Source organism: Longimicrobium sp. (assembly GCA_036389135.1).
GTDB lineage: Bacteria > Gemmatimonadota > Gemmatimonadetes > Longimicrobiales > Longimicrobiaceae > Longimicrobium.
The window spans coordinates 1-13,812 of record DASVQP010000100.1 but is presented as its reverse complement, the minus strand read 5'-3'; the positions used below and the strand labels follow the sequence as shown (position 1 = coordinate 13,812).

9 protein-coding genes and 1 pseudogene are annotated in these 13,812 nt (G+C 68.2%); all 10 read right to left on the bottom strand.

What is annotated here, in order from left to right:
- Positions 1 to 99 precede the first annotated feature (99 nt).
- A complete protein-coding gene (gene rpoC / locus VF584_21125; GenBank protein HEX8212691.1) occupies positions 100 to 4,308 on the bottom strand; it encodes a DNA-directed RNA polymerase subunit beta' in 4,209 nt (1,402 codons plus the stop codon).
- 170 nt (positions 4,309 to 4,478) lie between these two features.
- Positions 4,479 to 9,782: pseudogene (locus VF584_21120) on the bottom strand (DNA-directed RNA polymerase subunit beta).
- Positions 9,783 to 10,140: 358 nt separating this feature from the next.
- A complete protein-coding gene (gene rplL / locus VF584_21115) occupies positions 10,141 to 10,530 on the bottom strand; it encodes a 50S ribosomal protein L7/L12 (protein ID HEX8212690.1) in 390 nt (129 codons plus the stop codon).
- A 119-nt stretch (positions 10,531 to 10,649) separates the two neighbouring features.
- Positions 10,650 to 11,180, bottom strand: coding sequence for a 50S ribosomal protein L10 (gene rplJ / locus VF584_21110; GenBank protein HEX8212689.1), 531 nt, complete (start codon positions 11,178 to 11,180; stop codon positions 10,650 to 10,652).
- 4 nt (positions 11,181 to 11,184) lie between these two features.
- The gene (rplA, locus tag VF584_21105) at positions 11,185 to 11,877 is read right to left on the bottom strand and encodes a 50S ribosomal protein L1 (protein HEX8212688.1); all 693 of its coding nucleotides are present in this window, start codon (positions 11,875 to 11,877) and stop codon (positions 11,185 to 11,187) included.
- 276 nt (positions 11,878 to 12,153) lie between these two features.
- Positions 12,154 to 12,579 (bottom strand): 50S ribosomal protein L11, encoded by a 426-nt coding sequence (gene rplK, locus VF584_21100; protein ID HEX8212687.1) that lies wholly within the window; start codon positions 12,577 to 12,579, stop codon positions 12,154 to 12,156.
- Between the two features lie 16 nt (positions 12,580 to 12,595).
- Positions 12,596 to 13,162 carry a transcription termination/antitermination protein NusG gene (nusG, locus tag VF584_21095; GenBank protein HEX8212686.1) on the bottom strand — a complete coding sequence of 189 codons (567 nt, stop codon included), beginning with the start codon at positions 13,160 to 13,162 and terminating at the stop codon, positions 12,596 to 12,598.
- Positions 13,159 to 13,365: a preprotein translocase subunit SecE gene (secE, locus tag VF584_21090; protein HEX8212685.1), complete on the bottom strand. Its 207-nt coding sequence runs from the start codon at positions 13,363 to 13,365 to the stop codon at positions 13,159 to 13,161. The genes nusG and secE overlap by 4 nt, the downstream gene beginning before the upstream one ends.
- Positions 13,366 to 13,456: 91 nt before the next feature.
- A complete protein-coding gene (gene rpmG, locus VF584_21085; protein HEX8212684.1) occupies positions 13,457 to 13,606 on the bottom strand; it encodes a 50S ribosomal protein L33 in 150 nt (49 codons plus the stop codon).
- A 64-nt stretch (positions 13,607 to 13,670) separates the two neighbouring features.
- A partial coding sequence (gene tuf, locus VF584_21080; protein HEX8212683.1) for an elongation factor Tu occupies positions 13,671 to 13,812 on the bottom strand: 142 nt, incomplete at its 5' end.

Here is a 13,812-nt window from a genome sequence, read left to right as displayed (position 1 = left end):
GAGGTGACGAGCGGGGGAGGGGGCCCGCCCCCGCTCACGAAAAAACGGCCCCGGGCATCTCTGCCCGGGGCCGCTTCCGTTCCTGCCCTGCATCCAACCCTACCCCGCGACCGTCGCCGTCTCGGCGGCGGGCGTGGGGGCGGCCGCCGGAGCGTCGCCCTCGGCACCGAATTCCACCTCCTGGTACCGGTAGATGCCGGTGCCGGCGGGGATCAGGTGGCCGATGATGATGTTCTCCTTCAGCCCCTGCAGGTTGTCCCGCGCGCCGCGGATGGCGGCGTCGGTCAGCACCCGGGTGGTCTCCTGGAAGGAGGCCGCCGAGATGAACGACTGCGTGGTCAGCGACGCCTTGGTGATCCCCAGCAGCAGCGGCTCGGAGATGGCCGGAGCCTCTCCCGCCTCCATCACCCGCTGGTTCTCGTCCAGGAACACCGTGCGGTCCACCGTCTCGCCCTCCAGGAACTCCGTGGAGCCCGGCTCGGTGATCCGCACCTTCTGGAGCATCTGGCGCACGATGACGCCGATGTGCTTGTCGTTGATCTTCACGCCCTGCAGGCGGTAAACCTCCTGCACCTCGTTGAGCAGGTACTCCTGCACGGCCCGCGGACCCTTGATCCGCAGGATGTCGTGCGGGTTCACCGGACCCTCGCTGAGGCGGTCGCCGGCGCGCACGTAGTCGCCCTCGTGCACCCGGAGGTGCTTGCCCACCGGCACCTCGTACACCCGCTCGTTCCCCGTCTCCGGGATCACGATCACCTCGCGCTTGCCGCGCTTGATGTCGCCGAAGCGCACGTTGCCGTCCACCTCGGTGATGACCGCCGGGTCCTTGGGCTTGCGCGCCTCGAACAGCTCGGCGATGCGCGGCAGGCCGCCCGTGATGTCGCGGGTCTTGTACGCCTCGCGGGCGATCTTGGCCAGCGCGGCGCCCGGGGCGATCACCTCGCCGTCGCGCACCGTGAGCTGCGCGCCCACCGGGACGATGAACTCGCGCAGCTTCACGCCGCTCTCGTCCACGATCTCAATCATCGGGTGCAGCTTCTTGCTCCGGTCCTCGATGATGACGAGCTGGCGGCGGCCGGTCGACTCGTCCAGCTCCTCGCGCACGGTCTCTTCATCGGAGATGTCGATGAAGCGCACCGTGCCGCCGAAGTCGGCCACGATCGGCTCGCTGTACGGGTCCCACGCGAAGAGCAGGTCGCCGATGGCGATCTGGTCGCCGTCGCTCACGCTGATGGTGGAGCCGTACGGCACCGCCAGGCGGCTGCGCACGGTCCCTTCCGGCGTGCGCATGATGATCTCGCCTTCGCGCGAGGTGACGATGCGGTCGCCCTGCGGCGTGGCGACCGCGGTGATGCGGTCGAACTGGGCAATGCCCTCCACCTTGCTCTTCCGCTGCGTGGTGGCCGCGATGCGGGCCGCCGTGCCGCCGATGTGGAAGGTGCGCAGCGTAAGCTGGGTGCCCGGCTCGCCGATGGACTGCGCGGCCAGGATGCCGACCGCCTCGCCCAGGTCCACCATCCCCATCGTCGCCAGGTTGCGCCCGTAGCACTGGCGGCACAGCCCGCGGCGGCTGTCGCAGGTGAGGACGTTGCGGATCTTGACCGACTGGATCCCCGCGTCCTCGATGTTGTCCGCCACCTCCTCGGTGATCAGCTCGCCGGCCTCCACGAGCTGCTCGTTGTCGATCGGGTCCACCACGTCGTCGGCGGCCACGAAGCCGACGATGCGGTCCTTGAGCGGCTCCACCACGTCCTCGCCCTCCTTGAGCGCGGACACTTCCAGGCCCAGCACCGTGCCGCAGTCCTCCTCGCTGATCGTGACGTCCTGCGCCACGTCCACCAGGCGGCGGGTCAGGTAGCCGGCGTCGGCCGTCTTGAGCGCCGTGTCGGCCAGGCCCTTTCGCGCGCCGTGCGTGGAGATGAAGTACTCCAGCACGGTGAGCCCCTCGCGGAAGTTCGACTTGATCGGGCTCTCGATGATCTCGCCGATGCCGCCGGTCAGCTTCTTCTGGGGCTTGGCCATCAGGCCGCGCATCCCGGCCAGCTGCCGCATCTGGTCGCGCGAACCGCGGGCGCCGGAGTTCATCATCATGAACACCGGGTTGAACCCCGCGCGGTCGCCGGCCAGGCGCGCCACCATGGCGTCCGCCACGTCGTTGTTGGCGTGCGTCCAGGTGTCGATGACCTTGTTGTAGCGCTCGCCGTTGGAGATGACGCCGTTGTTGTACGCGCGGGTGAAGCGCGCCACGTCGTCATCCGCCTCGCGAAGGATCTCGTCCTTCTCGGCCGGGATCTTCATGTCCTCGATCCCCACCGACACGCCGCCAAAGGTGGCGTAGCGGAAGCCGAACGCCTTGAGGTCGTCAAGGAACACGACGGTACGGCCCAGCCCCACCGTGCGGTAGGCGCTGAAGATCACGTCGCCCAGCTCCTTCTTCCCCATGGTCTTGTTCCAGAAGCCCATCGGCCCCGGCACCACGGAGTTGAAGATCACGCGGCCCGGCGTGGTCTCGATCCAGACGGGCTTGCGGGCCTCGCCCTCGTCGAGCTCCGCGTCGGGGCGCGGGTCGGTGAGGTAGTAGACCGGCGAGTGCAGCTCCACCAGGTTGTGCGCCAGCGCCATCTCCACCTCGGCCACGTTGCCGAAGCGGCGCACCAGCCGGGTGGTGTCGTGCTCGGCGCCGGGGATCGCGCGCTCCTCCGCGTCGGCCGCAAAGGAGAGCGGCGAATCGGCGCGGTCCTTGGTGAGCCAGTAGCACCCGATCACGATGTCCTGCGACGGCGCGGCGATGGGCCGGCCGTTGGAGGGCAGCAGGATGTTGTTGGACGACAGCATCAGCACGCGCGCCTCCAGCTGGGCCTCGAAGCTCAGCGGGACGTGCACGGCCATCTGGTCGCCGTCGAAGTCGGCGTTGAAGGCGGCGCACACCAGCGGATGCACGCGGATCGCCTTGCCCTCGACGAGCACCGGCTCGAACGCCTGGATCCCCAGGCGGTGAAGCGTGGGGGCGCGGTTCAGGAGCACCGGGTGGTCGCGGATGATGTCCTCGAGCACCTCGTACACCCGCGGGTCGTCGCGCTCAACGATCTTCTTGGCGCGCTTCACCGTCTCCGCCTCGCCCCGCTTCTCAAGCTCGTGGATGATGAAGGGCTTGAAGAGCTCCACGGCCATCGCCTTGGGCAGGCCGCACTGGTGCAGCTTCAGCTCGGGGCCCACCACGATCACGGAGCGGCCCGAGTAGTCCACGCGCTTGCCCAGCAGGTTCTGCCGGAAGCGGCCCTGCTTCCCCTTCAGCATGTCGCTGAGCGACTTGAGGGGGCGCTTGCCGCGGCCGCGGATCGCCTTGCTGCGGCGGCCGTTGTCGAACAGCGCGTCGACGGCCTCCTGCAGCATGCGCTTCTCGTTGCGGAGGATGACCTCCGGGGCGCGCATCTCCATCAGCTTCTTCAACCGGTTGTTCCGGTTGATGACGCGGCGGTACAGGTCGTTCAGGTCGGACGTGGCGAACCGGCCGCCGTCCAGCGGCACCAGGGGCCGCAGGTCGGGCGGGATCACCGGGATCACGTCCATGATCATCCACTCCGGCCGGTTGCGCTCGGACGGGGTGGCGCCGGAGGCGCGGATGGCGTCGATCACCTTGAGGCGCTTCAGCACCATCTTCTTGCGGTGCTGGCTCGTCTCGGTGGCCACCTGCGCACGCAGCGACTCGGCCAGGCTGTCGACGTCGATCTGGCGCAGGAGGTTGCGCACCGCGTCCGCGCCGATGTCGGCCGCGAAGTCGGCATCGCCCTCTTCAACCGCCTTGGCGCGGAGGGCGATGAACTCGTCCTCATCCAGCACCTGCGAGTGCTTCACGTCCTGCGCGCCGACGTTGGTGACCACGTACGTGGCGTAGTAGATCACCTTTTCCAGGTCGCGCAGCGTCATCCCCAGCAGGTAGCCCATCTGTGAGGGGAGCGTCTTGAACATCCAGATGTGCGCCACGGGCACGGCCAGCTCGATGTGCCCCATCCGCTCGCGCCGCACCTTGCTGAGCGTCACTTCGACGCCGCACTTGTCGCAGACGTGGCCGCGGAAGCGGATGCGCTTGAACTTGCCGCAGTGGCACTCCCAGTCCTTGACCGGACCGAAGATGCGCTCGCAGAAGAGCCCGTCCCGCTCCGGCTTGAAGGAGCGGTAGTTGATCGTCTCCGGCTTGGTCACTTCGCCGAAGCTCCAGCCCCTGATCTCGTCCGGGGACGCGATCTTGACCTGGATGTAGTTGAAGTCCTGCGAGCGTGTCTCGCGGGCGCGGGGAAAATCGATCATCGGTGTCCCCTTTATCGAAAGTGTCCCGGGCGGTGGTTGCTCGGGCCGTTAATACGTCGTGCTGCCGGCTGCGGATCAAAGTCCTAAGTCCTAAGTGCTAAGTCCTGACCCGCGTTCACTTAGCACTTAGCACTCAGCACTCAGGACTTCCATTCCTAACTTCCGAGCGTCACCGAAATCCCCAGCGCCTGCAGCTCCTTCACCAGCACGTTGAACGACTCCGGCAGCCCGGGCTCGGGAAGGTTCTCGCCCTTGACGATCGCCTCGTACACCCGCGAGCGGCCGTTCACGTCGTCCGACTTCACCGTCAGGATCTCCTGCAGGGTGTGCGCGGCGCCGTACGCCTCCAGCGCCCACACCTCCATCTCTCCGAAGCGCTGGCCGCCGAACTGCGCCTTGCCGGCCAGCGGCTGCTGCGTGACCAGCGAGTACGGCCCGATGGAGCGCGCGTGGATCTTGTCGTCCACCAGGTGGCTCAGCTTCAGCATGTAGATGGTTCCCACCGTTACCGGGCTCTTGAACGTCGCCCCGCTGCGGCCGTCGCGCATCCACACCTTGCCGCCCGGGGTGAGCCCGGCGCGGAGCATGTGCTCCTCCAGCGCCGCGTTCAGCCCCTCGCCGCCCTTCGTCGTCGTGAGGGCGAAGGCGGCCGGGAACTCCGCCTCGAACGTCCCCTCGCCACGCTCCACCAGCTCGCGCGCCGCGGCCACCAGGTAGTCGCGCAGCGCGTCCAGCTTGTCGCCCAGCGGCCCCTCGGCCGCCGGGGTCCCCACGATCCGGTCGATGGCGCGGCCGATCCCCATCTCGGGGCGCGGCTGCACCCCCGCCGCCGCCTCCACCGCCTGCACCGCTTCCGCCACCTGACGCGCGTCGTGCACGTCGAAAGTGGGCGGCTCGGCCGTCACGTTCAACGCCTGCCGGGCCCAGTGGGCACCGGCCAGGCGCAGCAGCGCGCCGATCTCGTCCTCCGACGCGCCCTGGAAGACGGGGGTCTTGGCCTCGAAGCCCAGCACCCGCGCCGCCCACCCCAGGTGGGTCTCCAGGATCTGCCCCACGTTCATGCGGCTGGGCACGCCCAGCGGGTTGAGGCACACGTCCACCGACCGCCCGTCCGGAAGGAACGGCATGTCCTCCTCGGGCACGATGCGGGCGATGATCCCCTTGTTCCCGTGGCGCCCGGCCATCTTGTCGCCCACCGAGATCTTGCGCTTCTCGGCGAGGTACACCTTCACCAGCTGCACGACGCCCGGGGGCAGCTCGTCCGGCTGGAACACCTTGTCGATCTGGTTCTCGGTGCGCTGGCGAACCCGCTCGATGCGGCGCTTGCTCTCGTCGATCAGGCGGCGAAGCTGCTCGTTCGTGGCGCGGTCCGTAACCTTGAGCGTGGTGAGGTCCACCTCGTTCAGGTCCAGTGCCGCGATCACGTCGTCGGTCAGCATCGTCCCTTCGTTGAAGAAGGGCTCCACCGTGCCGCGCTTCAGGAAGAGAGCGACCTCTTTCCCGCGGATCAGCTCGCGCACTTCCTCGTCACGCGCTTCGCCGATGCGGCCGATCTCGCCGCGCTCGTAGGCGCGCAGCTCGCCGATGCGCTGGCCCCGCTCCTTTTCAAGGATCGGGTCGTCGATGCGGCGGCTGAAGATCTTCACGTCGATCACCGTGCCTTCCACGCCGGGCGGCACCTTGAGCGACGAATCCTTTACGTCCTTGGCCTTCTCGCCGAAGATGGCGGTCAGCAGCTTCTCTTCGGGGGAAAGCTCGGTCTCGCCCTTGGGGGTGATCTTGCCCACCAGGATGTCGCCGGCCTTAACCCGCGCGCCGATGCGCACCACGCCCCGCTCGTCGAGGTCGACCAGCGACTCCTCGGCGACGTTGGGGATTTCGCGCGTGATCTCCTCCATGCCGCGCTTGGTGTCGCGCACCTGAAGCTCCAGCTCCTGGATGTGGATCGACGTGTAGACGTCGTCCTTGACCAGCCGCTCGCTGAGGACGATGGCGTCCTCGAAGTTGTGGCCGTACCAGGGCATGAACGCCACCAGCAGGTTGCGCCCCAGCGCCAGCTCGCCCCCGTCCGTCGATGCGCCGTCGGCCAGCACGTCGCCCTTGGCCACGTGCTGCCCCTTGCGCACGATGGGGCGCTGGTTGAGGGCGGTGTCCTGGTTGGTGCGCCAGTACTTCTTCATGCGGTAGCGGTCGAACTGCGCCAGCCTGCGCAGCGGCTCGCCGGCCGCGCCCGCGCCCTCCATCCCGGCGTCCACCAGGATGTGGTCCGCGGTCACTTCCTTCACGAGACCCGCGCGCCGAGCAACCACCACCGCGCCCGAGTCCACGGCCACCGTCTGCTCGAGGCCCGTGCCAACCACCGGCGCGTCGGGGAAGAGCAGCGGAACCGCCTGGCGCTGCATGTTGGAGCCCATCAGCGCGCGGTTGGCGTCGTCGTGCTCCAGGAAGGGGATCAGGGCGGCGGCCACCGACACCAGCTGGTCTGGCGCCACGTCCATGTAGTCGATCTCGTCAGGCCGCAGCAGCGGGAAGTCGCCCCGCTCGCGGCACAGCACGAACTCTGCGCCGAAGGTCAGCTCCGGCGTGAGCGGCGCGTTGGCCTGCGCGATCCGGGCGTTCTCTTCCTCGTTGGCCGAGAGCCAGGCGGTAATGGAGGTCACCACCGGCACCACGTGCGTGGTGGTCGCCACGGCGCCCAGCGCCACGCGCCCGATCTCCGTCTCGCTGGGAAGCGAGGGGACGCCGCTCACGTAGTCGATCCCCACCGTGTCCGGCGTGTCGCCGAACTCGGCCACCGTAAGGCCCTCCATCTGGCGGGTGTGCAGCGCCTCAGCCACGTCGGGCGTCAGCACCGTGCCCGGCACGGCCAGCACCGCCGACGAGCGCGGCGCGAACACCCGCACCGGCAGCGACATCGGGTTGCGGATCGCCTCGGGCGCCACGCCGCGGGCCTGGGCCCCGGCGCGGCGGCTCACCACGCGCACCACGTTCACCGGCTGCGCCGCGATGCGGCCCGCCAGCTCGTCCGTGATCCGCTCGCCGCGGCGCGCCATGATGGGCAGCGCCAGCACGTGCGGCTCCCACTCCGCCTGCGGGATCTCGCCCGCGAGCATGCGAGGGAAGAGCTCGCTCCAGTCCGGCACGTCCTCGGCCAGCTCCGCGCCGGTGATCATGGCGCGGAAGATCTCGCGGCCGCGCTCGGCGTCGATCTCCTCGTTCTTCTTGGCGAACACCTTGGCCCGCTCACCCAGCACCAGCCGCACGCTCTCCTCGAGCTTCACGGTGGTGGGGTAGCGCAGGATCGAGCGCACCACCTTGCGGTACGGCGTCTCGATGAAGCCCAGGTCGTTGATCCGCGAGTACGTGGTCAGCGAGTTGATCAGGCCGATGTTGGGCCCTTCCGGCGTCTCGATGGGGCACATGCGGCCGTAGTGCGAGTAGTGCACGTCTCGCACTTCAAAGCCGGCGCGCTCACGGGTAAGGCCGCCCGGCCCCAGCGCGGAGAGACGCCGCTTGTGCGTCATCTCGGCCAGGGGGTTGGTCTGGTCCATGAACTGGCTGAGCTGGCTCGACCCGAAGAACTGCTGGATCACGGCGGACACCGTGCGCGCGTTCACCAGGTCGTCGATGTTGATCTTGTCCGGGTCGGAGACGATCGACATCCGCTCGCGGACGAGCCGCGCCATGCGGCTGAGGCCCACCGAGAACTGGTTGGCGATCAGCTCGCCCACCGACCGCACGCGGCGGTTCCCCAGGTGGTCGATGTCGTCCGTGTCGCCGCGCCCTTCCTGCAGCTCCACCAGCTGCCAGAGGATGGCGAGCACGTCCTGCGCGGTGAGCGCCGTCATCCCCGCCGGCGGCATGCTGAAGCCGAGGGTGCGGAAGGCGTCCACCAGGCGCTGGTTGATCTTGTAGCGCCCCACGCGGCCCAGGTCGTACCGCTTGTTGAGCGTCTCCTCCGTGTACTCGCTGTAGTCCGAGCGCGCCGTGCCCGGCGTGAGCGCGGACGACATCTCGCCGGCCACCACCAGGCTCTGGCGGGGCTGGAAGAGGAGGCGCCACACCTGCGCGTACACCTGCACCACGCGGTTCAGCTCGTACACCAGCACGCGGCTGGGGCGGCCGGCGCGCTCGGAGCGCTCCTCGCGGAAGCTCTCCCACACGTAGCGGATCCCGCGCTCCTGGGCGTAGCGGAGCATGCGCTCCTCGGCCGAGCGCTGGGCGTCGCGCGAGTTGGGGTCGGTCGCCTGCCCGTCGCGCTCGCTCCAGTCGCGCAGGAAGTCGCCGATGTGCGCCACCGAGTCGCCGCCCTCCAGGAACTCCTCCTCCGTCCACGCGTCGGGCGCGGGGGCGGTGCCGGGGCGCACCAGGTTGTGGATGGCGAAGAGCGAGTCCAGCGTGCCGCGCGTGGGGTCCTTGGCCAGCGTGGCGCGCAGCGCGCTCCCGCTCTGCCCGCCCGAGCGGAAGACCGACACCTGGTCGATCCCCGCGCGGTTCAGCCGCTGCAGCGTCTCGCCGCTCAGCTCGTCGCCGGCGCGCGCCAGCAGCGTGCCCGACACCACCGGAAGCTGATAGACCTCGCCCGCGCGCATGGAGGCGTAGTCCTCCGCCGTCAGCCGCGTGCCGCGGGCAAACACCTCGCCCGTGCCCGGGATCACCACGTCGCGGTACAGGATGGGGCCCTCGGCGCCCAGCATGGCCGGGTCCGGCACGTCCTCGGCCAGGAAGCCGTAGAAGGCGTCGCCGCGCCGCGCCTCGCGCCCGGTGGGCACCTCGAACGACGACAGCGGAGCGCTCTCGCGCTTGAAGAACACACCCAGCACGTCCACGTCGCGCGAGAAGCCCACGGCGCGCAGCAGGGCGGTGGCCGGGAACTTCTTCTTCTTGTCGATGTGCACCGCCACCACGTCGTGGATGTCGACGGTGAACTCGACCCACGAGCCGCGGAACGGGATGATGCGGGCGCTGAACAGCTTCGACCCGTTGGGGTGGATGTTCTCTTCGAACACCACGCCGGGCGAGCGGTGGAGCTGCGATACGATCACGCGCTCCGCGCCGTTGATGATGAAGGTGCCGAGCGGGGTCAGCACCGGGAGGTCACCGAGGTAGACCTCCTTTTCGATGATGTCCTTTGGACGGCGCTCGTCCCCCAGGTCTTCCCAGACCACCAGACGGAGGGTCGCCTTGAGTGGAGCGGCGTACGTCATGTCGCGCTCCATGCACTCCTCCATGTCGTACTTGGGCTCGCCGAGCGAGTACCGTACGAACTCCAGGGAGAAGTTGCCGTTCACGTCCGAGATCGGAAAGATCTCGTTGAAGACACGCTCCAGGCCCACGTCCTCGCGCTCCCGCGCGGCGGCGTCGGTCTGCAGCAGCGTCTCGAACGCGCGCAGCTGGACGTCGAGGAGGTTGGGGTGCTCCATCCCCGCCGTGAGCTTGGCGAAGGAGACGATCGGTTTGTTCAGCGTAGCCAATTGGCTCTCCCTTGGGTGCTGGCGTAGGTCATACCGGGCGACGGCGCGGGGGTAGGTCCTAAAGTGCTAAGTGCTAAGTGCTAAGTGCTGAACAACGATTACCCAGGACTTAGGACTTAGGACTCAGGACTTCCCGCACCAGATCGTACCACATGCGCCGGTATCAACAGGGAAGCGCAAACGACCCCAACCGGAAGACCCGGCGGGGTACGGTACCGTCCAGTATCTATTGAGATAGCTGCGCAATCATTGTCCGTCGGGTGAAAGTGGACGGTTGGGCTCCCGGCCCCCACGGGAACGGGAAGGGCCCCGCCCGGGGTGCCGCGGGCGAACCCGCGACACCCCGGGCGTTCCGTCACTACTTCACCTCGACGCCCGCGCCCTGCTCCTCGAGCTTGGCACGGATCTGGGCGGCCTCCTCCTTCGAGACGCCCTCCTTCACGGCCTTGGGGGCGCCGTCCACCAGGTCCTTCGCCTCCTTGAGGCCAAGGCCGGTGATCTCGCGCACCACCTTGATCACCTGGATCTTCTTCTCGCCGGCGCCGGTGAGCATCACCGTGAACTCGGTCTGCTCCTCGACCGCGGCGGCGGGGGCGCCGCCGGCCGGGGCCGCGGCGGCCATCGCCACGGGGGCGGCGGCGGTCACGCCGAACTTCTCTTCGAAAGCCTTGACGAAGTCCGAGAGCTCGAGGACGGTCATGTTGCCGATCGCGTCGAGCAGCTCGTCACGGGAAAGCGTGGTGGCCATGTTTTTAGGCTCCTGGTACAGTACAGGTTGCGAAGGCTAGATCTATGTTCGGACCGCGGGAACGTCGTGCCCCGGCCGGTCCCGTGCACCCGGACCCGTCAGTGGGTCCCGGTGCGGGGTCAGGCTTCGGCGCCTTCCCGCTGCTGCCGAAGCTGGTCCACGGCCCGGGCGAACCCGGACAGAAGCTGGCTCATGCCGCCGGCGAGGCGCGCCATCGGCGCCTGCAGCCCACCCGCGATCTGGGCGAGGAGCACCTCCCGCGAGGGAAGGTCGGCGAGCTTCTTCACCTGCGCGGCGTCCACCGAGCGGCGCTCCACGACGGCACCCTTCACCGACGGGCGGTCGCCGAACTCGCGCATGAAGTCGGTGAGCACCTTGGCCGCGGCCACCGCGTCGTCGCGCCCGATCACCAGCCCGGTGGGCCCGGTGAAGGAAGACGCCACGTCCGGCAGCTCAAGACCCTCCAGCGCGCGCTGCGCCAGGGTGTTCTTGACGACCACGTACTCCACCCCCTGCCTGCGCAGGCGCGAGCGGAACTCGGTGATCTGCTTCACGTTCAAGCCCGTGAAGTCCGTCAGGTAGAACGCCTGGGCAACCCTCAGCTTGTCCTGGAGCTCGCCGACGACGACGTCCTTCTCAAGTCTGTTCATCGGGCTACCTCCGGAACAGGTTGGCGTCCACGGCCACACCCGGGCCCATCGTGCTGGACACGGTGAGGCCGCGCACGTACTGCCCCTTGGCGGCGGAGGGCTTGGCGCGGATCACGGTCTCCATGAACGCGCCCAGGTTCTCCTCCAGCTTCGCCACGTCGAACGAAACCTTGCCGATGGGGACGTGGAGGTTCCCGGTCTTGTCGGTCCGGAACTCGATCTTGCCGGCCTTGATCTCGCGGACGGCGCGGGCGACGTCCATCGTCACCGTGCCGGCCTTGGGCGTGGGCATCAGCCCGCGCGGGCCCAGGATGCGGCCGAGCTGGCCCACCTGGCCCATCATGTCCGGCGTGGCCACGGCCACGTCGAAGTCCAGCCAGCCGTCCTTGATCTTCTGGACGTACTCTACGCCGACGAAATCGGCGCCTGCTTCCTCCGCCTCACGCGCGCGGTCGCCCTGGGCGATCACGAGAACGCGGGCGGTCTTCCCCGTACCATGGGGAAGGACGACGGCCCCGCGGACGATCTGGTCCGCGTGCCGGGGGTCCACGCCAAGCCGCACGGCCGCTTCCACGGTCTCGTCGAACTTGGCGAACGACAGCTCCTTGACGAGGCTCACCGCCTCGGGGACGCTGTAGTTCTGCCCCTCGGGAACACGGGCCTGCGCCTCGCGGAACTTCTTTCCGTGTCTGGGCATGTACTCCCTCAGGTGATCCTGATGACGAGTCCTCCCGCTGCGGGGTCACCCACCCCGGAGTGGTCGACGGACGGGAACGAGGGTCTGCGCCGTTGCCGGCACGGGAGGGCAGGAGACCGCTCCCTGGTGTCCGCCCCTCGCTCCGCTTCTCCTGCCTCCGACGCGGCGCGGGCGCCCGTCGTAATGCGAGATCGAATGCGGGAAGTCCTGAGTGCTAAGTCCTAAGTGCTGAAGTGCGGTTACTTAGCACTTAGCACTTAGCACTTGGCACTTCCGTTATCCCACGATCTCCAGCCCCATCGAACGCGCCGTTCCCGCGATCATGCGCATGGCGCCGTCGAGGTCCGCCGCGTTCAGGTCGGGCATCTTGGTCTCGGCGATCTGGCGCACCTGGTCCTGCGTGACGCGCCCGATCTTGGTCTTCTTGGAAGAAGCCGAGCCCTTGTCCACACCCGCCGCCTTCTTCAGCAGGACGGCCGCGGGGGGCGTCTTGGTGATGAAGGTGAAGGAGCGGTCCGCGTACACGGTGATCTCCACCGGGATGATCATCCCGGGCTGACCCTGCGTGCGCGCGTTGAACTGCTTGCAGAACTCCATGATGTTCACGCCGTGCTGGCCCAGCGCGGGGCCGACGGGAGGGGCCGGGTTGGCGGCCCCTGCGGGAACCTGGAGCTTGATGAAGCCGGTTACTTTCTTAGCCATCGTACGACCTCAGAGATCAGAATCCGCGAAGCTGCGTGTAGTCCAGCTCGATGGAGGTGGGGCGCCCGAAGAGCGACACCTCCACCTTTACCTTCCCCTTGTCGTGGTCGATGTCCTGGACGGTGCCGCTGAACTCCTTGAACGGCCCGTCCGTGACCTCCACCACCTGCCCGTGCGTGAAGGGGATGAGCACCACTGGCTCCTCCGCCCCCGCCACCGGCTCCGCCTCCTGCCCGAAGATCTTGGCCAGCTCGTCTTCGGAGAGCGACTGCGGCTCGGCGCCGGACCCCAGGAACTTGATGACGCCCTGGATGCCGTTGACGAGGTTCACCGTGCGCTGGTTGCTCACCATCTTCACCAGCACGTAGCCAGGGTACAGCTTGCGCGTAACGGTGACGCGCTTGCCGTTGCGGATCTCCACCACTTCCTGCGTGGGGACCAGCACTTCCTGGATCTGCTTCTCCTGCGGCTCGCCCGGCTCTTCGTCGATGCGGCGCTGGATCAGCCGCTGCACCTTGTTCTCGTGCCCGGAGTAGCTCTGGATGGCGTACCACTTCGCCTCGGCCATGGTCGTCGCGCTCACGCGAAAAGCGAGCGGATCAGGTCGAGAACGGTGCGGACCGCGATGTCCATCCCGAAGATGATCAGGGCGACCATCGCCACGAAGGCGAGGATGACGCCCGTGGAGCTCTTGAGCTGCTCCTGGTCTGGCCAGGTGATCTTCTGGACCTGCTCTTTCACGTCGCTGAGGAACTCTCGCGCGGACGTACGGGTCGTGTCAGCCATGCAAGGAAACCGTGGTGCGATGAACGGTTGTGGCCGGCGCGGGGCCGGCCCTATGCAGCGGGGCCGCCGCCCGTGGGCGGCGGCGGGAGCGCTACTTGGTTTCCTTGTGGGGCTGGTGCTTGTTGCACCGGGGGCAGTACTTGCTGTACTCCACGCGCTCCGGGTGCTTCCGCTTGTTCTTCGTCTTGTTGTAGTTCCTCTCCTTGCACTCCGTGCAGGCGAGGATGATGATGTCGCGCATGGCTCAGGCCCTCAGAAGTAACGGCCGGCAGCCGCGGTCATGCCGCGGCCGCCCGCACGGATGGTTACTCTACGATCTCGGTGACGACGCCGGCGCCCACGGTGCGGCCGCCCTCGCGGATGGCGAAGCGCAGCTCCTTCTCCATGGCGATCGGCGTGATCAGCTCCACCACCATCTGCACGTTGTCGCCCGGCATCACCATCTCC